The following is a 19,747-nucleotide window of genomic DNA, read 5'->3' on the forward strand; positions in this document are numbered from 1 at the left end:
GCTCGTCCCGACGTGAGGGCCCATCGCGATCAAGCAGCAGCCGCCTGGTATAAGCACTCGCGAAGCCAGGCGTGGCCCTTGTCCTCCTGATTGCGCGGATGCCACAGCGCGACGATGCGAGCGGGCGGCAGATCGAGCGGCGGTGGCGTGAGATCGAGCTCGTGGGCGAAGCGGATCAGGAAGCGCCGCGGAAGGGTGCAGATGCAGTCGCTGTGCGCAAGGATGACCGGCGCCAGCGCATAGGTCTGGATCGAGACGGCAACGCGCCGGGAGCGGCCGAGCACCGCCAGCGCGTCGTCGACCAGGCCCGAGAAACCGCCGCCATCGGCGGAAATCAGCAGATGGTCAAGCGCGCAAAAGCTGTCGAGATCGAGCGGGCCGTTGCCGCGCGGATGACCCTTGCGCTGTGCGGACAGGAAGCCGTCCTCGAACAGCGGCCGCTGCATCAGCTCGCCATGTGCGCGGTCGGCTCCCGTCACCAGGATGTCGATCTCTCCCCTTTCGAGCTGATCCACGACATCGCGCGCGGGGTGAACGAGGGCGAGCCGCGCCCGCTCGGCCATCGCGGTCAAGCGCGCGACCAGGCCGGGCGCCAGCGTCACGGCCGGGTTCTCGTGGATGGCAACGACGAAGGTGCGCTGGCTGCGGGCGGGGTCGAACACGGCCGGTCCCTCCACCATGCGACGAAGCTTGCCGAGCACGTCCGCAAGCGCCGTCTGCAACTCCACCGCCCGCGTCGTCGGCACGACGCCGCGCCCGCTCGCGGCGGATACGAACAGCGGATCGGCAAAGATCTGCCGCAGCCGGTTCAGCCGCGCCGAGAGCGCAGGCTGCCCGATATTGAGCCGGGAGGCCGCGCGCGTCACGTTCCGCTCGCGCAGAAGAGCCTCCAGAGCCAGCAACAGACCAAGATCGATCTCGGCGAGATCGTTATCATCGGCCGGCCGACCCCGGCCGTGTTCCGCATCCTGCATCGGTGGCACCTCCGTCTGGGGCATGTCGCGACCGCGACGAGCCGCGATACGAGGGTTAGGGCCAAAACGCCGGCGTGAAAAGCTGGGCCAGCTTCCTTTCCGATATCGACCATGTCGATGGGACCTATCGAGCCCGCGACTCTCCCCAAGGCCCGGCTCGCTTCGTACCTCACCGTCACCGCGGCCCGGGCAACCAGCCCTACGCCACGGTCCAGTGGAGGACATCTTGATGATTCACGCGGCCAAGACCTATCAGATCGGCGAAGCATCCATCACGCGGATCGACGAGTTGCGGCTTGCCGCATTCAAGTTCGACGCGCTCTATCCGGAAGGCGAGCCGCAGGCGCTGGGGCGCCATCGCGACCGCCTGGAGGCGGGCTCGTTCGATGCTGCGACAGGCACCTTCATCCAAAGCATTCACAGCTGGCTGGTCAAGACGCCGCACCACACGATCCTGATCGACACGGCCACCGGCAACGACAAGCACCGACCGGAGATTCCGCCGCTTCACCGGCTCAACGAGCCGTTCCTGGCGCGGCTCGCCGCAGCGGGTGTCACGCCGGAGCAGGTCGATTACGTGCTGCTCACCCACGTGCATGGCGATCACGTCGGCTGGAACACCCGCCTCGTCGACGGACGCTGGGTCCCGACCTTCCCGAATGCGACCTACGTCTTCTCTGCGATCGAGCAGGCCTATGGCGAGAGCCTCGCGACGGGCACAGAGCCGACCGGAACGGCCCGCCCTGCCCCGTCCCTCGGCCCGGCGCTGCGCAAGCCGGCCGACCGTGTCTATGACGACAGCGTCCGGCCGGTGGTCGAGGCCGGACTTGCCAAGCTCATCGCGGTGGACGGACGCGAGGTACTCGAAGGCATCTCGTTCGTTCCGACACCCGGTCATAGCGTCGATCACGCCTCCATCCGCCTCGTCTCGCGCGGCGAGGAGGCGCTGTTCGCCGGAGACGTGATGCACCACCCGCTCCAGGTCTATGAGCCTTCGCTCAATTCCTGCTTCTGCGAATTCCCGGAAGCCGCGTTGCGCTCGCGCGCCTTCGTGCTGGAGAATGCTGCCGAGCGGGTGACCATCTTCACCACCCATTTCGCACAGTCATCGGTCGGCCGCGTCAGCCGCACCGGAGGACACTTCACCTGGCAATTCGTCTGAACGGAGAGCGATCATGAACCAGCACGCCAGCGCGCGCGTCGACAGGCCCGAGATCGTGGTCGAGGATCTCATGATCCCGAGCGACACGGCCGGAATTTCGCTTCACCTGCGCAACAAGCGCCCCGTGGCGCTCGAGACCTTCTCCGCCGAGCGAACCATCCTGATGATGCACGGCGCGACCTATTCATCGGGAAGCCTTTTCGATACGCCACTCGACGGCCTCTCGTTCATGGATCATCTCGCCGGCCATGGGTACGACGTCTTCGCGCTCGACGTGCGCGGCTATGGCCAATCGACCCGCCCGTCCGAGATGGACGCGCCGCCGGAGCAGTCCGAACCGCTCGTGCGCACCGAGGCCGGCGTGCGTGACCTCGCCAGCGCCGTCGCGTACATCCTCAAGCAACGCAGGATCGCGCGCCTCAATCTGGTTGCCATGTCCTGGGGCGGCTCGGTGGCCGGCGCTTACACCGCAGGCAACAACGACAAGGTCATCAAGCTCGCGCTGGTCGCGCCGCTTTGGGTGCTGCAGGGTCCGGCTCCGATCGATGCAGGCGGGCGCCTCGGCGGCTATCGCAACGTTCCGGTGCTGGACTTCAGGACGCGCTGGCTCTCGGCTGCGCCGGAAGCGGCACGATCGAGCTTGATCCCGGCGGGCGGCTTCGAGCGCTGGGCCAATATCTCGCTCGCGACCGACCCGTTAGGCAGCGCGCAAGCGCCTCCCATCATGCGTGCGGTCAACGGCCCGATCCTGGACATCCGCGAATACTGGGCCGCCGGCAAGAGGCTCTACGACGCCGGCGACATTCGCGTGCCCGTGCTCCTGGTCCACGCGGAATGGGATCAGGACGTGACCATCGCTTCGGCGCAGGACCTGTTCCTTTCGCTGAAGCATGCGCCATATCGGCGATGGGTCGAGATCGGCGAAGGCACGCACATGGTGCTGCTGGAGAAGAACCGTCTGCAGGCGTTCGATGCGATCAACCAGTTTCTCGGCGAAGATTACAGCTAGCGCGGCGTCCTGCTGCACCGCGAAAATCACTCGCGCCGCAACATTCAAAAATGAGACTGCCAGTCAAGCCGAACGAGGCCGCGATGGGTGCAGCGCATCCGACTTCGGTTAGCTTTCCTCCAAAGCCGCGGGCTTCGAGAGCCACGGGCACCATACGGTTCGTCGCGGCAACAAGCGATGACACAGGGAGGAGCACATGTCGAAATGCAGCATCGGACTGCTCGCGTTGAGCAGCCTGTTTCTTTCGGGCGCGGCGATCGCCCAGGAAAAGATCAAGGTGGGCGTGACCGCAACGCTCGAGGGCACCTACACGGTGCTCGGCGAGGACGGCATGCGCGGCCACCAGACCGCGCTCAACGTGCTCGGCAAGAAGGTCGGCGACAAGGAACTCGAATTCATCGTCGCTTCAACCGATGCAACGCCGGACTCCGCCGTGCGCGCCGTGCGCAAGCTGATCGAGCAGGACAAGGTGCAGATCCTGCTGTCGCCACTCTCCGGCGACGAAGGCATCGCGGTGAAGAATTTTGCCAAGAGCCATCCCGGGCTGACGTTCATCAATGCCGCATCCGGTGCACAGGAAACGACCTATGTCGACCCGGCACCGAACTTCTTCCGCTACAACATGGACGGCGCGCAGTGGCAGATCGGCCTCGGCAAATACGCTTATGAAGAGAAGAAGTATCGCAAGATCGCGACCGTCGGCGAGGACTATTCCTTCATCTATACCCAGGTGTTCGGGTTGGTGCTCGAGTTCTGCGGCATGGGCGGACAGGTCACCAACCGGCAATGGGTGCCGCTGGGAACGAAGGACTTCGCCTCCGTCATCGCTGCCCTGCCCGACGACGTCGACGCCATCTATCTCGGGCTTGGCGGCGCCGACGCCGTCAACTTCCTCAACCAGTATCAGCAGGCCGGCGGCAAGGCGCATCTGATGGGCGGTTCCATCATGATCGACCAGACCATCCTGTCGTCGAAGGGCAACGCCAAGAACGCGCTGATCGGAACCATCGCGGCGAGCGGCCAGGCCGACACTTGGGAGGATCCGGGCTGGCAGAAGTTCGTGAAGGCCTATCAGGACGCCTTCCCGCCCAACAAGCGCTTCCCGAGCCCGTCGCTGCTCGCCACCAACTACTATAATTCGACCATGGCGCTGATCCTCGCACTGCGTCAGGTTAACGGCGATCTCTCCAACAACCAGGCCAAGTACAAGGAAGCGCTGGCGAAGATCGAGCTCGACGCACCGAACGGCAAGATCAAGCTCGACTCCAACCGCCAGGCGATCGGCACCAACTTCGTCACCGAAGTCGTCGACGACGGCAAGGGCGCGCTGTTCAGCAAGGTCGTGAAGGTGATCCCCAACGTGAACCAGACGCTCGGCTACGACCCGGCCGTGTTCTCCAAGATCGGGCTGCCGAGCCGCACCGTGCCGGAATGTAAGAAATACTGACGCATCACGTCAGGCAGACGCAACCGGGGAGCGACTCGCTGACGCGGTCGCTCTCCGCTCTTGCAATCTCGGCGGTGTTGTTGAAGGCTGGCCGAAAAGACAAGAATGCTCGGGAGGGGAAGGCATGAGCCGTGCGCTCGCCGTCTTCCACGGCCGCTTCGGCCGGGCGACGGTTTATCAGTTGAACCGGCCTTTCAATATCCACGCCCATCGCGAAGGTCATCTGATCTTCCATGTCGGCGGCATGTCGGCATGCATCGACGTCTCCGACGGGCATTACGATCTCACCGAGACGTCGGTCGTCGCCGTCAATCCCTGGGAGCCGCACAACTTTCTGCCGACCGATCTTGACGGCGGCGCCATCTTCTTCGTGCTCTACGTCAACGCCGAATGGTTTGCGCCGGATGCCTCCGGTTCCGACCGGTTGCGCTTCGGCCGCACCCAGTTCAAGCGCACGCCAGCACTCGACAAGCACATCAGGCGGACCGCCGCGCTCGTGTGCGGCGCACCATCGCTCTCCAGTCTCGATTCCGAGCTGAGGCGACTGATCGACATCTGCTACGACGAAAGCTGGCAGCAGGCCGAGATCGCGCGCGATCCGCGCGCAGGCGGCGTCACCGATTTTCGCGTCCGCAAGTGCATCAAGATGATGTCGGAGAGCCCCGGCGCTGAAATCGAGCTCGACACCATCGCGCGCGAATCCGGCCTGTCGCGACCGCATTTCTACCGCCTGTTCCGCGTGCAGACCGGCGTCACGCCAAACCTCTACCTCAACACGCTGATCATGGAACAGGCGCTCGAAGCGCTGGTGGCGAGCGAGACACCGATCGCCGACATCGGCTTCGATCTCGGCTTCTCCTCGCAGAGCGGTTTCACGCGCTTTTTTGCCGCCAATGTCGGGATGGCCCCGACCGATTATCGTCGCGCCGCCAAGGTTTTGCGCGCCTGAGCGCAGGCCACGAAAAGATACTCACGATCAAACGTCGCCCTCGCCGCTTGGCTAGGATGCCGGCAACGCGATCCCGGAAAAGAGGATCGCGCGTGACGGGAGGACGTTCGCTCATGGCAGGGCCAGCAGCCGGCAACGGCTTGCATGCCCCCTCGCCCCACTTGCGGGGAGAGGGTCTGGGTGAGGAGGAGTCTCCGCAAGTGCGGCGGCAGTTTGACTCGCGGAGAGTCTCCCTCGCCCGGCGCTACGCGCCGACCTCTCCCAGCAAGCGGGGCGAGGTGAAGCCATGAGCCGCTTCGTCGAACGCCATCCGGCCTGGGCGCTGATTACGATCATCGCGATTGCGGTCGCGCTCTGGCTGATCTTCGCAGTCTGGCCGCCGGGGCTGGAAGAGGCGATCGGCCGCAAGCGCGTCTTCCTCAACGCGGTGTTCAATGGCATCACGCTTGGCGGCCTCTACTTCCTGGTCGCCAGCGGCTTCACGCTGATCTTCGGCCTGATGCGCAACGTCAACCTCGCGCACGGCTCGCTCTATCTGTTCGGCGGCTATATCGGCTACGCCATCAGCTCATCGACCGGCTCCTGGATCCTCGGCTTCGTCGTCGCCTTCATCCTGACCGCTGTCGTCGGCGTGCTGCTGCAGGTGATCGTGTTCCGCCGGATGGAGGGCCAGGATCTCAGGCAAACCATGGTGACGATCGGGCTCTCGATCGTGTTTGCCGATCTCATGCTGTGGGCCTGCGGGGGCGACTTCTACCAGATCCAGACCCCGAAATGGCTGATCGGTCCCATCGAGCTGCCGCTGGTGACTGCGATCAAATCCTCGGGCGATCCGGTCTACCTCAGATATCCACTCGTCAGGCTCGTGATCTTCGTGGCCTCCGTGGTGATCGGCGTCGCGATGTGGCTCGCGCTCAACCGCACCCGGATCGGCATGATCATCCGCGCCGGCGTGGACGACCGCGATATTCTCGCCGCGACGGGCGTGCGCATCCAGCTCGTCTTCGTCGGCGTGTTCGCCTTCGGCGCGGGGCTTGCCGGCATCGCCGGCGTCGTCGGCGGCACCTTCCAGTCATTGTCGCCCGGCGAAGACATCCGTTTCCTGCTGGCGTCCCTCGTGGTTGTGATCGTGGGCGGCATGGGCTCGATCCCGGGCGCCGCGCTCGGCGCGCTGATCATCGGCCTCGCCGAGCAGCTCGGCTCGGTCTACATCCCGACCTACGCCATCGTCGTGACCTTCCTGATCATGGTGCTGGTGCTGGCGATCAGGCCGCAAGGCCTATTGGCGAGGCGCTGAGATGTCGCTCGCCCACGATGCCCCAGTTGCCCTAGGCCGCGCCACCAAGGCGCAGCCCCCCGCCCGGACATGGCCGGAGATCAACAACCCCGCTGCCTGGGCCGTCGCGGCCATTCTCCTGATCATGCCGCTGATCGCGAGCAGCTTTTTTCTGATCGAGATCTTCGCGACCACGCTGATCCTCGGCACCGTGGCGCTGAGCCTGATGTTCCTCGCCGGCTATGGCGGCATGGTCAGCCTGATGCAGCTCACCATCGCGGGCTTCTCGGCCTACATGGTCGCGGTGTTCGGCGTCAGCGGCAATCCGAATATCAGCCTGGGCTGGCCTTGGTGGCTCGCGGTGCCGATGGCGCTGGCGCTGGCGACCGCCTTCGGCACGCTCGGCGGCGCGCTCGCGGTCCGGACCGAAGGCATCTACACTATCATGATCACGCTCGCGATCGGAGCGGCCTTCTACTATTTCACCAACCAGAACTGGGCGATCTTCAACGGTCATACCGGCATCAACACGGTGGCCACGCCGCACTTCTGGGGCGTGAACTGGCGCGCCGACATTCCCTTCTATTACATCGTGCTCGCGGTCGCCGCGCTCTGCTATTTCGCGGTCGAATACCTCTCGCGGGCGCCGTTCGGCCTGGCGCTCCAGGGTGTGCGCGACAATCCGCGGCGCATGGCGGCGCTCGGCTTCAACGTCAATGCGCACCGCGTCGCAGCCTATGCTTTCGCATCTTTCGTCGCCGCGCTGGCCGGCGTGCTCCAAGTCTGGAACTATCGCCAGATCTCGCCGGGTTCGGTCAGCGTCGGCGCGTGCATCGACGTCCTGATCATCGCCGTCGTCGGCGGCATCACCCGCCCGATCGGGCCCTTCATCGGCGCACTGATCTTCGTGCTGCTGCGGACCTTCGCGCTCGACTTCCTGGTCCGGCTCGGACTCGACGGCAACCGATTCCGCCTGCTGATCGGACTCGGCTTCCTCGCCATCGTATTCTGGTCCTCGGACGGCGTCATCGGCCTGTGGCAGCGCTGGCGTCAGCATCAACGGCGCGAGGCGAGCCGCTCCGGTGGAGGGCGCGGCCATGGATAGCGTCGCCCAACGCCTCTCCGCCGTCGGTGCCGGCGCAGCGCTCGAGCTGCGCGGCGTGACGCGGCTGTTCGGCGCGCTCGCCGCGTTGACCGACGTCACCATCACCGTGCGGCCGGGCGAGCGGCGCGCCGTGCTCGGCTCGAACGGTGCCGGCAAGACCACGCTGTTCAACTGCATCACGGGCGACTTCCCGCCCTCCTCCGGCACCATCCGCTTCTTCGGCGAGGACGTGACGCATTTCCCGCCCTATGAGCGCATCCGCCGCGGGCTGCGCCGCACCTACCAGATTTCGGCGCTGTTCCCGGGCCTCACCGTGCAGGACAACGTCTATCTCGCCTGCCGCGGCGTCTCGCGCGGGCGCTTCTCGTTCCTGTGTCCGGGGCAGAACGATGCGCTGATGCATGCGGCTGACAACCTGGTGCAGGCCGTGCATCTCTCCGCCGTGAAGGACCAGCGCGTGGCCGAGCTCGCCCACGGCCAGCAGCGCCAGCTCGAGATCGCGCTGGCGCTCGCGGGCGCCCCGCGCTTCGTGCTGTTCGACGAGCCGGCCGCGGGCCTGTCGCCCACGGAGCGAGCCGAGCTGATCGAGATCCTGACCTCCCTGCCGGCCCATATCGGCTACATCATCATCGAGCACGACATGGACGTTGCGCTGCGCGTCGTCGAGAGCGTTACGATGATGCACAACGGCCGCGTCTTCAAGGAAGGCCTGCCGGAGGAGATCCAGTCCGACCCCGAGGTGCAGGAGCTCTATCTCGGGGGCGGCCATGAATGAGCTCCGCCGCAGCAATCCGGCGCTCGAGGTTCGCGGCCTCGACGTCTACTACGGCCACTCGCATGCGCTGCAAGGCGTTGATCTCACATTGGACAGCGGCGTGTTCTCCGTCGTCGGCCGCAACGGCATGGGCAAGACCACGCTGTGCAAGGCGATCATGGGACTGGTCGGCGTGAGCGGCGGCTCGATTCGCGTCCGCGGCGAGGATGTCACGCGCCGGCCGCCGGCCCAGATCGCCCGGCTCGGCGTCGGCTACGTGCCGCAGGGACGCCGTCTCTGGCGCTCGCTCAGCGTCGACGAGCATCTGCAGCTCGCCGGCGGCCTGCGTTCGGGCGCCTGGACCGTCGAGCGGATCTACGACACATTCCCGCGCCTCGCCGAGCGCAAGGGCCACGGCGGCGGTCAGCTCTCCGGCGGCGAGCAGCAGATGCTGGCGATCTCGCGCGCGCTGCTCACCAACCCGCATTTGCTCATCATGGACGAGCCGACCGAAGGCCTCGCGCCCGTCATCGTCGCGCAGGTCGAGGAGATGCTGCTGCGGCTGGGCGAAGACGGTGACATGTCCGTGCTCGTCATCGAGCAAAACATCGGCGTCGCCACCGCGATCTCGCGCAACGTCGCGATCATGGTCAACGGCCGCATCAACCGCATCATCGACTCCGCGCGCCTTGCCGCGGACCGCGAGCTCCAGCAGCGCCTGCTCGGCGTCGGGCTTCATGCGGAGCTCGAACCGGATATCGACATCGCCACATCCGGCACTGAGGCGAAACCCGCGCCGGCGCCACGCCGCGACGGACCGGTCCGCATCTACATCTCCAACCCGACGCTGCCGACGCGATGGTCGCAACCGGTGCCGATCGCCCGCATCGAGGCCGCCGCGCGGACGCTCTCGACGCAAGTCGCGCGGCTCGACGAGACCGCGCGGCGCAAGCGCGAACCGGTGGCGACGCAGGCTTCGGGCCCGCCAGTGGTGCTGGTCGTCGGCACGCTCGATACCAAGGGCCAGGAGCTGCGCTACATCCGCGACATAATAGCCGAAAGCGGCCTGCGGACGCGGCTGGTCGACGTCTCGACCAGCGGCAAGCATTCATCCTGCGATGTCTCGGCGCAGGAGATCGCCCTGAACCACGGCCGCGGCGGCTCCGCCGTATTCGGCACCGACCGTGGTGCCGCCGTGACAGCAATGGCGGATGCGTTTGCCAACTGGCTGCGGCGCCAGGGCAATGTCGCCGGCGTGATCTCCGCCGGAGGCTCGGGCGCGGCCTCGCTGGTCGCCCCCGGCATGCGCGCCCTGCCCGTCGGCGTGCCCAAGCTGATCATTTCCTCCGTCGCATCAGGCGATGTCGGGCCCTATGTCGGCCCGGCCGACATCACGATGATGTACTCGGTCACCGACGTGCAGGGACTGAACTCGATCTCGCGCGCGGTGCTCGCCAACGGGGCCAATGCGCTCGCCGGCATGGTCAAGGCGCGGCTCGACACGCGTGCCGCAACGGCGCGAGAGGCCGGCGGGCTGCCCGCAATCGGCATCACCATGTTCGGCGTCACCACGCCGGCCGTGCAGAAGATCGCCGCCGACCTGCGCGACGATTTCGAGTGCCTGGTCTTCCATGCCACCGGCGTCGGCGGACGCTCGATGGAGAAGCTCGTGGAGTCCGGCCAGCTCGCCGGCGTGATCGACCTCACCACGACCGAGGTCTGCGACCTCTTGATGGGCGGCGTGTTTCCGGCGACCGAGGACCGCTTTGGCGCGATCATCGGCAGCCGCCTGCCCTATGTCGGCTCGGTCGGCGCACTCGACATGGTCAATTTCGGCGCGCCCGACACCATTCCCGAGCGCTATCGCGGCCGCAAATTCCACGTCCACAATCCGCAGGTGACGTTGATGCGGACGACGGTGGAAGAGAACGAGCGCATGGGCCGCTGGATCGGCGAGCGGCTCAACCAGATGGACGGCCCGGTGCGTTTCTTCATGCCCGAGGGCGGCGTCTCCGCGCTCGACGCGCTCGGCCAGCCGTTCTGGGATCCGGATGCCGATGCCGCGCTGTTCCGCACGCTGGAGCGCACCGTGCGGCAGACCGGCAACCGCCAGCTCATTCGCATCCCTAAGAACATCAACGATCCCGATTTCGCCGCCGCCATCGTCGGTGCGTTCCGAACCCTGTTCGGGCGCACCGGGGTGCGGCGGAGACTCGCGAGGTGACCGATGGCCAGGTTTGAACGCGCGGCGCTGCTGAAAAGGTTTCGCGACATGGCAAAGCGCGGCGAGCCGATCGTCGGCGGCGGGGCCGGCACCGGGCTCTCAGCCAAATGTGAGGAAGCCGGCGGCGTCGACCTCATCGTCATCTACAATTCCGGCCGCTACCGCATGGCCGGGCGCGGTTCGCTGGCGGGCCTGATGGCGTATGGCGATGCCAACGCCATCGTGCTGGAAATGGCGAACGAGGTGCTCCCCGTGGTCGGCCAGACCCCGGTGCTTGCGGGCGTCAATGGCACCGATCCCTTCCGCGACATGGACGTCTTTCTCGACCAGCTGAAGGCGCTCGGATTTGCCGGTGTCCAGAATTTTCCGACCGTCGGCCTGATCGACGGCACCTTCCGCGCCAATCTCGAAGAGACCGGCATGTCCTATGCGCTCGAGATCGACATGATCGCCAAGGCGCACGACAAGGACATGCTGACGACGCCCTACGTGTTCAGCGAAAAGGAAGCCGCGGCGATGGCGATCGCCGGCGCCGACATCATCGTCTGCCACATGGGCCTGACGACCGGCGGCACGATCGGTGCGCAGACCGCGCCGAAGCTCAAGGACTGCCCGGCGCAGATCGACACCTGGGCGACCGCCGCGCTCAGCGTCAATCCGGACATCCTGGTGCTGGCGCATGGCGGGCCGATCGCCGATCCCGCCGACGCGGACTTTATCATGAAGAATACCCGTCATTGCCACGGCTTCTACGGGGCGTCCTCGATGGAGCGGCTGCCGGTGGAGCGGGCGCTGACGGAACAAGTGCGGCAATTCAAGGCGATCGGCGCACGATAACGCCTGAAGAGTTCGAGGGAGGGAAAGATGTCAGGGATGTTGGTCGGTGAATTGATCCTCTGGCTGATCGTCGCGATCATCGTGATCGTGGTTGGCGTCTATATCGTGAACTGGCTGTACCACCGCTCCTCCAAGGAGACATCGTTCGTCCGCACCGGATTCCTCGGCGAACGCGTGGTGATCAATGGCGGCGCCTTCGTGCTGCCGTTCATCCACGACTACACGCCTGTCAACATGAACGTCTTGCCGATGGGCATCGTGCGCTCGAAGCAGGATGCCGTGATCACCCGCGACCGCATGCGCGTCGACATCGAAGCCGACTTCTATGTCCGCGTGCAGCCGACCCGGGAAGCCGTGTCGATCGCCGCGGCGACACTCGGCCGCCGCACCCTGGAACCCGGGCAGCTCCACGCACTGCTGGCCGGCAAGTTCATCTCCGCGATCCGCTCGGTCGCCTCCGAGATGACCATGGAGGAAATGCACGAGCGTCGCGGCGACTACGTCGCGCGGGTCAAGACCGAAGCGGCGGAAGCTCTCGCCCAGAACGGCCTCGAGCTGGAATCGGTCGCGATCACCGATCTTGACCAGACAGACCTCGAGTTCTTCAACCCTTCGAACCGTTTCGACGCCGAAGGCCTGACCCGCTTGATGGAGGACATCGAGGCCAGGCGGAAGCTGCGCAACGACATCGAGCAGGATTCGATGATCAAGATCCGCTCCCGCAACCTCGAGGCCGAACGGCAGGCGCTGGAGATCGAGCGCGAGAGCGAGACCGCGCGCCTTGAGCAGGAACGTGACATCGAGATGCGCCGTGCGCTTCAGCGCACCGAAGTCGCGCGCGAGCGGGCCCTGCGCGAGACCGAGGCCGAGCAGGCGCAGATTTCCGCCCGCGAGGCCATCGAGCGCGCCCGCATCGCCAATGAGCAGGCGATTGCAGAGGCCCGCATCGCCTCCGAGCGCGAGACCCGCCAGAAGGAGATCGAGCGGACCCGCACCATCGAGGAGAAGGAGCTGCTGGCGCGCGAGGAGATCGAGAAGACCCGGATCGCCAACCAGCGCTCGATCGACACCACCCGCATCGCGTCCGAACGCGAAGTGCGCCAGCGCGAGATCGAGCGGATGCGCACGGTCGAGGAAGCCGAGATCGCCGCCCGCGAGGCCATCGAAAAGGCCCGCATCCAGCAGGACCGCGTCGTCACCGATGCCCGCATCGCCAATGAAGAGGAGACACGCCGCCGCGAGATCGAGCGGACGCGCGCGGTCGACGAGGCCGAGATTGCCGCACGCGAGGCCACCGAAAAGGCCCGCATCGCCCAGACGTTGATCGTCAATGTCGAACGCATCTCCTCCGACGAGCGGACCCGCGCACTGGAGATCCAGCAGGTGCGAACCATCCAGGAGGCCGAAATCGAGGCCCAGCGCGCGGTCGAGGCGGCCCGCATTGCGCGGGAGCGGACGCTCGCTGCCGAGCGCATCGCCGCCGAGCAGAGCACGCGGCAGCTGGAGATCGAGCGCAACCAGGCGCTCGACGTCGCCGGCATCGTCGCGCGCGAGACCACGGAAGCTTCGCGCATCGCCCAGGAGGAGCGCGTGCGCTCGCTAGAGATCGCCCGCAACCGCGCCGTCGAGGAAGCCGACATCGCCTCGCGCGAGGCGATCGAGGCGGCCCGCATCGCCCAGGAAAAGGCGGTTGCGGCCGAGCGCATCCAGGCCGAGCGTGAAACGCGCGCGCTTGAGATCGAACGGACCGGGATCCTGGATGCCGCCGAGCTGAAGCGGCGCGACGCCATCGAGCGGCAGCGCATCACGGTCGACCTGGCGCTCGAGGCCGAGCGCATCAATGCCTCCAAAAAGCGCGAGGTGCTCAATATCGAGCAGAAGAAGGCGATCGAGATCGCCGACGAGGACCGCGTCATCGCGCTGTCGACCAAGAAGTCCGAGCGGATCGATGCCGATCGCCAGGTCAAGCAGGCCGAGATCGTCGCCCGCAAGGAGGTCGAGACCACCGACGTCTCGCGCGAGCAAGCCCTGGAAGCCGCTCGCATCGAGCGTCGCCGTGCCATCGAGCAGCTCGAGGTCGCCCGCGTGCAGTCCCTGCAGGAAGCCGAGATCGCCTCCCGTGAGGAAGTCGAGCGCGCCCGCATCGCGTCCGATCGCGGCCTCGACGAGGCCCGCATCGGCCGCGAGCGCGAGCTGCGCAAGCTCGAGGTCAATCGCGAGAAGGACGTCGAGACGGTGCTGATGGAGAAGGCCATCGCCATCCATCAGAAGTCGCTGGAGGAGTCGGCCGCGCGCGCCGCCGCCGAGGAGGCGCGGATCCGGGCGACCGAAGCCGCCGAGCGCGTCGTCACCGCCCGCGAGAGCGAGATCGCCAAGCGGCGCAAGACTGTCGAGGTCCTGCTGGCGGAGAAACAGGCGGAGGAGACCCGCATCGCCGCCGAGGCCGAGCGCGTGCGCGCCGCGGTCGAGGCCGAAGCTCAACGCATGCTGAACGAGGCCGAGAACGTGCTGACCGACCAGGCGCGCTACTCGCTGTTCCGCAGAAAGCTGCTCGACCGCATCGAAGGCATCGTGCGCGAGAGCGTCAAGCCGATGGAGAAGATCGAGGGCATCCGCATCCTCCAGGTCGACGGCCTCAACGGCAACGGCCATGGCAACGGCAATGGCGGTCGCAGCGCCACCGACGAGGTGATCGACTCGGCCCTGCGTTATCGCGTCCAGGCGCCGCTGATCGACTCCATCCTGTCCGACATCGGCGTCGAAGGCGGCAGCCTCGCCAAGATGCCCGGCCTGATCCGCGAGGCCCGCGACATGCAGGGCATCAAGGAGGCCGCGCGCAAGAGCGGTGGCGGCGGGAGCGGTGGCGACAAGCCGGCAGCCTCCCCGCCTGCGGCCGAGGGCGGCGAGCCACCGGCCGAGCGCGGGCCGCGGAAGAAGAGCTGAGGTCTTAAGCGATGGCCCGCGTCTACGTCTCCACCGTCGTCAACGCCCGCAACGATCGCGTCTGGGCGCGGGTGCGCGATTTCAATGGCCTGCCGAACTGGCATCCTGCCATCGCCGAAAGCCGGATCGAGGGCGGCGAGCCCTCCGACAAGATCGGCTGCGTCAGGGATTTCCGGCTGCGCAATGGCGACCGCATCCGCGAGAAGCTGCTCGGCCTCTCCGACTACGACATGTTCTGCACCTACTCGATCCTGGAATCGCCGATGGGCGTCGAGAACTACGTCGCCACCCTGCGCCTGACACCCGTCACCGACGGCGACCAGACGTTCATGGAATGGACCGCCGAATTCGACTGCGCGCCGGAACGGGAGACCGAGCTCGTCAACAACATCGGCGGCGGCGTGTTCCAGGGCGGCTTCGACGCCCTGAAGCGCGTGTTCGGAGGCTGACGTGATCCGACCTGTTTCGATCAAGGCACACTGCGCCCCCTCTCCCCGCTTGCGGGGAGAGGGTTGGGGTGAGGGGGAGCCTCTCCGGGGACGGAGGCAGTTGGACTCGCGGAGACTCCCCCTCACCCGGCGCTTCGCCAGCGCCGAAGCCTTGCTTCGGCGTCCTTCAAAACGGCCGCCGCAGGCGGCCTATGCCTCTCCCCGCAAGCGGGGCGAGGTGAAGAGAACAACAGAGGGCTAGCCGTGCCGCATATCGTCAAAAGCACGATCCTGGACGCACCGACCGAGGCGGTGTGGGACGTGCTGCGCGATTTCAACGGTCACGATCGCTGGCATCCGGCGGTGGCGACCTCCGCGATCGAACGCGCGCAGTCTTCCGACAAGATCGGCTGCGTCCGGCGATTCAAGCTGAAGGACGGCTCGGAGCTGCGCGAGCAGCTGCTGGCACTGTCCGATCTCGAGCAGACCTTCAGCTATTGCCTGCTCGATACGCCGGTCCCGATGTTCAATTACGTCGCCCATGTCCGGCTGCTGCCGGTGACCGACGGCGACCGCACCTTCTGGCACTGGGAATCGCGTTTCACGACGAAGCCGGAGGACAAGGACCGCATCACCCACATGGTCGCCGAAGACATCTATCAGGCCGGATTCGAAGCGATCCGCCGCCATCTGAAGGAGGCCGCTTAAGCCATGGCCGTGACGGTAAAAACCTTTGCGAATGCGAGCGAGGCGGCTGGCGCGCTGTCGTCGGACCGGAGCGCGCGCTATCTCGGCGGCGGCACGCTGGTGATGCGCGCGCTGAACGAAGGCGACGTGTCGATCTCGACGATCGTCCGGGCGCATGACCAGGCGCTGACCCGGATCGATGCCTCAGGCCCGCGCATCACGCTCGGTGCCGGCGTCACCTTCGCGCGCGTGCTCGCCGAGCGCGACCTCGCCTTCCTGCATGCCCCTGCCCGCTCGATCGGCGGTCCCGCCGTGCGCAATATGGGCACAATCGGTGGCAATCTGTTCGCGCCGAACCCTTACGGCGATTTCACCGTGGCGCTGCTGGCGCTCGACGCCACCATTGCGGTTCAAGGCGGCTTCGGCTCGCGCGATATTCCGATCGAGGAGTTTTTGCAGGGGCGCGAGCGCCAGGTAGGGACGTTGGTGCTGTCGGTGTCCTGCACGCGGCCGGCAAGCAGCGAGGCGTTTCGTTATCGCAAGATCGCGCGCATCAAGCCGAAGGGCGGCTCGGTGATTACACTTGCCGCGCATCTGCCGGTCAGCGGCGGACGGATCGCGGGTGCGCGGATTGCGCTGGGCTCGATGGCGCCGACCCAGATCCGCGCTCGCGCCGCCGAGCGCGCGCTGGAGGGCCGCTCGTTGGATGCTGCGACCATCGCAGCTGCTGCTTCGGCGGCTACAGAAGGAACAACGCCCTCAGACAACGCGCTCGGCAGCGCCTGGTACCGCCGCGAGATCGTCGGCGTGCATTTGCGGCGCCTGCTGTCGGGACAGGAATAGCTCGCCATGACAAAGATCCCCCTGCAGTTTCGCCACAACGGCCGCGACGTCGCGATCTTCGTCGACGGCGGCACCAATCTGCTCGTCGCGCTGCGCGAGCTGATCGGCGACATGACGCCGAAATTCGGCTGCGGCCAGGGTGGCTGCGGCACCTGCAGCGTCCTGATCGACGGCGAGCTTCACCTCTCCTGCCTGACTCTCGCCGAGACCGTCGCGGGCCGCTCGGTCGAAACGCTCGACGGTATGAAGCAAGGCCCGAACCTGCATCCGCTGCAGCGCGCCTTCGCCGACAATTTCGCCGCCCAGTGCGGCTATTGCACGCCGGGCATGCTGATGGCCGCAAAGGCGCTCCTCGACCGCAATCCCGCCCCGAGCCGGACTGAGGTGATCGAGGCGATCTCCGGCAACATCTGCCGTTGCACCGGCTACGAGCCCATCATCAATGCCATCCTCGCCGCCGCTGGCGGCCGGGCCAGCGCCTGAGGTCAGACCATGCTGGAACTGCGCAAGGACATCTTCGCCGACGAGCGTGACGATAATTTGAAGGAAATCGGCAAGGGCACGCAGCGGCAGGACATGCTCGGCCACATCACGGGCACGTCCAGCTATTTCAACGACCACAAGCTGCAGGGCATGCTGCACCTGAAGGTCGTTCGGTCGACCCAGGCCCATGCAAGGCTGCGCCGCATCGATACCACCGAGGCCGAGCGCTCGGCCGGCGTGCGCCGGATCATCCGCGGCGCGGACGTGCCACGCAACCTCAACACGCTGCTCAGCCTGATCAACTTCGGCAAGGACGACGAGCCGTCCCTGGCGGTCGACAAGGTCCGCTACAAGGGCGAGCCGATCCTCGCCATCGTCGCCGACAGCGAGCGCGAGGCGTTCGAGGCGATCGCAAAGGTCAAGATCGACTACGAGCCGCTGCCGACCGTTTTCGACGTCGAGGATGCGCTGAAGCCGGGTGCGCCTGTCGTCAACGAGACCTATCCGAAGAACGCCTTCATCTATCATGACGTCTACGACCACCAGCGCCTGCGCTTCGGCGACGCTGATGCCGCGCTCGCAACCGCCGACCACGTGCTCGAACAGCGCTACCAGATGTCGCCGATCGAGCACGCGCCGACCGAAACCAACGGCGCCATCGCCGCGCCCGACACGAACGGCCGCTACGTCGTCTACACCTCGACCCAGGCGCTGTTCTTCTCGGTCGACACCTGCGCCAAGATCCTCGACGTGCCCTCCAACACCTTCCACTTCATCGGCGGCACCGTCGGCGGCGGCTTTGGCGGCAAGGTCGACACCTTGACCGAGCCGCTCGCGATCCTCGGCGCCATGTTGACAGGGCGCCCCGTCCGCTACGTGTTCGGCCGCGAGGAGGAGATGCAATACGGCCCGCCGCGCGGCGCCGAACGCATCTACATCAAGGACGGCGTGATGCGCGACGGCCGCATCGTCGCGCGCAAGATCCGCGCCTATTTCGACAGCGGCGCCTATACGCGGCTGTCGAGCTATGCCGCGGTGAAATGCGCCGCGCACCTGCCGGGTCCCTACACCATCCCGAATGTCTATGGCGACGTCTATTGCGTCTTCACCAACCGCACGCCGGCCACGGCCATGCGCGGCTTCGGCGTTACCGCGATGGACTTTGCCATCGAATGCCAGATGGACAAGCTCGCAAACCTCGTCGGCATGGACCCGATGGAGTTCCGGATTCTGAACGCCTATCGCGACGGCGACATGAAGGCGCATCGGCGCGAGGCCAAGAACACGGCACTGATCGAGTGCGTCCAGGTTGCGGCGGAAAAGGCCAAATGGCCGATCCGCGACGAGTTCAGGCGAGCCTCCTCGCGCAAGGACGGCGGCGGCAGCCGCGCCGTGATCCCGCCGACACCGACGGATTCCCGGACGCGGCCGGCCGCGCCTGCGCAGCAGCGCACGAGTTATGACCGCGCGCCGGTGACCGCGACGCGGGAGCCGCCGCGCGAGCCACCGCCGCCGGCGCCACCTCCTCCCCCGCCCCGCCCGGCTGCACCTTCGCACGGCGCGACCCGTTTCTCCTCCGTCTTCGGCACCAGGAGGCGCTAGATGACCCGGCATCGCGGACGCGGCATGGCGTCGATCAATTATCCCATCGGCATGAATCTCGGCGGCGATCCGAGCCAGGCGCTGGTGCATTCCAACCCGAGCGGCAAGTTCACCGTGGCGCTGTCGTCGATCGACCTCGGCCAGGGCATGAAGTCGGTGACGCGGCAGATCTGCGCGGAGACGCTGGGGGTGCCCGTCGAGGACGTCTATGTCGACACGGCGGACTCCGACACCGGCCCGCATTGCATGGGCTCGTTCGCTTCGCGCGGCACCCATCGCGTCGGCAACGCCGTGATGGCCGCCGCCCGCGAGGCGCGCGGCGTGATGATGGAGGCCGCCGCCGAGGAGCTCGAGGTCAACGCCGCCGATCTCGAGACCGATGGACGCGGCAACATCCATGTCAAGGGCGCGCCGCACCGCTCGATCTCGACCAAGGATGTCGCCATCGCCGCGCAGTTCAAACAGGGCAAGACCATCTCGGGCCGCGGCATCTTCCTGGTGCCGCTCTCCAACGTCGACCCTGAAACGGGCGAGATGTCGCCCGCGACCTGCTATGCCCATGCCTGCCTCGTCGCCGAGGTCGAGGTGGACGACGAGACCGGCGAGGTCGCGATGGTACGGATGGACTCGGCTTACGAGCTCGGCCGTGCGCTCAATCCGCGCCTGGTCGAGCAGCAACTGGTCGGCGGCGCCTGGATGGGCGTCAGCCATGCACTCTACGAGACGCCTGAGCCATACTATCCCGATCCCGTCCACGGGCCGCGCGACTTCGTCGAATATTTGATGCCCGGTCCCGGCGACATCTGCCCGCACGACATTGCCGTGCTGGAGCGTCCCGCCCCTGACGGTCCGTTCGGGGGAAAAGGCCCTGGCGAAATGTGCGCCAACCCGGTGCTGCCCGCAGTGGCGAATGCGATCTTCAACGCGGTCGGCGTTCGCATCGACGACCTGCCGATCACGCCGGAAAAGGTGCTGCGGGCGATCAAGGCGCAGGGCGGCGCGCGGCCGCAGGCGCGGCGCTAAA

General features: G+C 66.5%; 17 protein-coding genes. 16 read left to right on the top strand and 1 reads right to left on the bottom strand.

Annotation, left to right across the window (positions count from 1 at the left end):
- Positions 1–29: 29 nt before the first annotated feature.
- Positions 30–974: a LysR family transcriptional regulator gene (locus tag ABIA40_RS15715; protein WP_271540774.1), complete on the bottom strand. Its 945-nt coding sequence runs from the start codon at positions 972–974 to the stop codon at positions 30–32.
- Positions 975–1,203: 229 nt separating this feature from the next.
- Between ABIA40_RS15715 and ABIA40_RS15720 the strand changes: the two genes are divergently transcribed.
- The 16 genes from ABIA40_RS15720 to ABIA40_RS15795 all read left to right on the top strand — a co-directional run bounded on the left by ABIA40_RS15720 (position 1,204) and on the right by ABIA40_RS15795 (position 19,746).
- The gene (locus ABIA40_RS15720) at positions 1,204–2,136 is read left to right on the top strand and encodes an MBL fold metallo-hydrolase (protein ID WP_404546253.1); all 933 of its coding nucleotides are present in this window, start codon (positions 1,204–1,206) and stop codon (positions 2,134–2,136) included.
- A 13-nt stretch (positions 2,137–2,149) separates the two neighbouring features.
- Entirely contained in the window at positions 2,150–3,145 is a 996-nt protein-coding gene (locus ABIA40_RS15725; protein ID WP_404541914.1) for an alpha/beta hydrolase, read from the top strand.
- Positions 3,146–3,341: 196 nt separating this feature from the next.
- On the top strand, positions 3,342–4,592 hold the full coding sequence (locus ABIA40_RS15730; RefSeq protein ID WP_036013367.1) for an ABC transporter substrate-binding protein: 1,251 nt from the start codon (positions 3,342–3,344) through the stop codon (positions 4,590–4,592).
- Between the two features lie 124 nt (positions 4,593–4,716).
- Complete coding sequence (locus ABIA40_RS15735; protein WP_157282395.1) at positions 4,717–5,541, top strand: AraC family transcriptional regulator; 825 nt, start codon at positions 4,717–4,719, stop codon at positions 5,539–5,541.
- Between the two features lie 286 nt (positions 5,542–5,827).
- Complete coding sequence (locus tag ABIA40_RS15740) at positions 5,828–6,838, top strand: branched-chain amino acid ABC transporter permease (RefSeq protein ID WP_404541917.1); 1,011 nt, start codon at positions 5,828–5,830, stop codon at positions 6,836–6,838.
- 1 nt (position 6,839) lies between these two features.
- Positions 6,840–7,922, top strand: a complete 1,083-nt coding sequence (locus ABIA40_RS15745) for a branched-chain amino acid ABC transporter permease (RefSeq protein ID WP_271540777.1) — start codon at positions 6,840–6,842, stop codon at positions 7,920–7,922.
- A complete protein-coding gene (locus ABIA40_RS15750; protein ID WP_404541920.1) occupies positions 7,915–8,697 on the top strand; it encodes an ABC transporter ATP-binding protein in 783 nt (260 codons plus the stop codon). The genes ABIA40_RS15745 and ABIA40_RS15750 overlap by 8 nt, the downstream gene beginning before the upstream one ends.
- Positions 8,690–10,900 (top strand): ABC transporter permease, encoded by a 2,211-nt coding sequence (locus ABIA40_RS15755; RefSeq protein ID WP_404541922.1) that lies wholly within the window; start codon positions 8,690–8,692, stop codon positions 10,898–10,900. The genes ABIA40_RS15750 and ABIA40_RS15755 overlap by 8 nt, the downstream gene beginning before the upstream one ends.
- Positions 10,901–10,903: 3 nt before the next feature.
- A complete protein-coding gene (locus tag ABIA40_RS15760; protein ID WP_271540779.1) occupies positions 10,904–11,737 on the top strand; it encodes a phosphoenolpyruvate hydrolase family protein in 834 nt (277 codons plus the stop codon).
- A 27-nt stretch (positions 11,738–11,764) separates the two neighbouring features.
- Positions 11,765–14,680 carry a flotillin domain-containing protein gene (locus tag ABIA40_RS15765; RefSeq protein WP_404541925.1) on the top strand — a complete coding sequence of 972 codons (2,916 nt, stop codon included), beginning with the start codon at positions 11,765–11,767 and terminating at the stop codon, positions 14,678–14,680.
- Positions 14,681–14,691: 11 nt separating this feature from the next.
- The gene (locus ABIA40_RS15770; protein ID WP_011086163.1) at positions 14,692–15,129 is read left to right on the top strand and encodes an SRPBCC family protein; all 438 of its coding nucleotides are present in this window, start codon (positions 14,692–14,694) and stop codon (positions 15,127–15,129) included.
- A 243-nt stretch (positions 15,130–15,372) separates the two neighbouring features.
- Positions 15,373–15,816, top strand: a complete 444-nt coding sequence (locus ABIA40_RS15775; protein WP_271540781.1) for an SRPBCC family protein — start codon at positions 15,373–15,375, stop codon at positions 15,814–15,816.
- Between the two features lie 3 nt (positions 15,817–15,819).
- A complete protein-coding gene (locus ABIA40_RS15780; protein WP_271540782.1) occupies positions 15,820–16,638 on the top strand; it encodes a xanthine dehydrogenase family protein subunit M in 819 nt (272 codons plus the stop codon).
- Between the two features lie 6 nt (positions 16,639–16,644).
- Positions 16,645–17,121 (top strand): (2Fe-2S)-binding protein, encoded by a 477-nt coding sequence (locus ABIA40_RS15785; RefSeq protein WP_109144206.1) that lies wholly within the window; start codon positions 16,645–16,647, stop codon positions 17,119–17,121.
- Between the two features lie 9 nt (positions 17,122–17,130).
- The gene (locus ABIA40_RS15790; RefSeq protein WP_404541929.1) at positions 17,131–18,723 is read left to right on the top strand and encodes a xanthine dehydrogenase family protein molybdopterin-binding subunit; all 1,593 of its coding nucleotides are present in this window, start codon (positions 17,131–17,133) and stop codon (positions 18,721–18,723) included.
- Positions 18,724–19,746 carry a xanthine dehydrogenase family protein molybdopterin-binding subunit gene (locus ABIA40_RS15795; RefSeq protein WP_036013333.1) on the top strand — a complete coding sequence of 341 codons (1,023 nt, stop codon included), beginning with the start codon at positions 18,724–18,726 and terminating at the stop codon, positions 19,744–19,746. It abuts the gene before it with no gap.
- The last annotated feature ends 1 nt before the right edge of the window (position 19,747 follow it).

Source organism: Bradyrhizobium sp. USDA 223 (genome assembly GCF_044909005.1).
In the GTDB taxonomy this organism is placed as follows: Bacteria; Pseudomonadota; Alphaproteobacteria; order Rhizobiales; family Xanthobacteraceae; genus Bradyrhizobium; species Bradyrhizobium yuanmingense.

Bases quoted from the DNA above. Each gene is read 5' to 3' on its own strand.
- ABIA40_RS15715 (WP_271540774.1), bottom strand. From the start codon at position 974: ATGCAGGATGCGGAACACGGCCGGGGTCGGCCGGCCGATGATAACGAT.
- ABIA40_RS15720 (WP_404546253.1), top strand. From the start codon at position 1,204: ATGATTCACGCGGCCAAGACCTATCAGATCGGCGAAGCATCCATCACG.
- ABIA40_RS15725 (WP_404541914.1), top strand. From the start codon at position 2,150: ATGAACCAGCACGCCAGCGCGCGCGTCGACAGGCCCGAGATCGTGGTC.
- ABIA40_RS15730 (WP_036013367.1), top strand. From the start codon at position 3,342: ATGTCGAAATGCAGCATCGGACTGCTCGCGTTGAGCAGCCTGTTTCTT.
- ABIA40_RS15735 (WP_157282395.1), top strand. From the start codon at position 4,717: ATGAGCCGTGCGCTCGCCGTCTTCCACGGCCGCTTCGGCCGGGCGACG.
- ABIA40_RS15740 (WP_404541917.1), top strand. From the start codon at position 5,828: ATGAGCCGCTTCGTCGAACGCCATCCGGCCTGGGCGCTGATTACGATC.
- ABIA40_RS15745 (WP_271540777.1), top strand. From the start codon at position 6,840: ATGTCGCTCGCCCACGATGCCCCAGTTGCCCTAGGCCGCGCCACCAAG.
- ABIA40_RS15750 (WP_404541920.1), top strand. From the start codon at position 7,915: ATGGATAGCGTCGCCCAACGCCTCTCCGCCGTCGGTGCCGGCGCAGCG.
- ABIA40_RS15755 (WP_404541922.1), top strand. From the start codon at position 8,690: ATGAATGAGCTCCGCCGCAGCAATCCGGCGCTCGAGGTTCGCGGCCTC.
- ABIA40_RS15760 (WP_271540779.1), top strand. From the start codon at position 10,904: ATGGCCAGGTTTGAACGCGCGGCGCTGCTGAAAAGGTTTCGCGACATG.
- ABIA40_RS15765 (WP_404541925.1), top strand. From the start codon at position 11,765: ATGTCAGGGATGTTGGTCGGTGAATTGATCCTCTGGCTGATCGTCGCG.
- ABIA40_RS15770 (WP_011086163.1), top strand. From the start codon at position 14,692: ATGGCCCGCGTCTACGTCTCCACCGTCGTCAACGCCCGCAACGATCGC.
- ABIA40_RS15780 (WP_271540782.1), top strand. From the start codon at position 15,820: ATGGCCGTGACGGTAAAAACCTTTGCGAATGCGAGCGAGGCGGCTGGC.
- ABIA40_RS15785 (WP_109144206.1), top strand. From the start codon at position 16,645: ATGACAAAGATCCCCCTGCAGTTTCGCCACAACGGCCGCGACGTCGCG.
- ABIA40_RS15790 (WP_404541929.1), top strand. From the start codon at position 17,131: ATGCTGGAACTGCGCAAGGACATCTTCGCCGACGAGCGTGACGATAAT.
- ABIA40_RS15795 (WP_036013333.1), top strand. From the start codon at position 18,724: ATGACCCGGCATCGCGGACGCGGCATGGCGTCGATCAATTATCCCATC.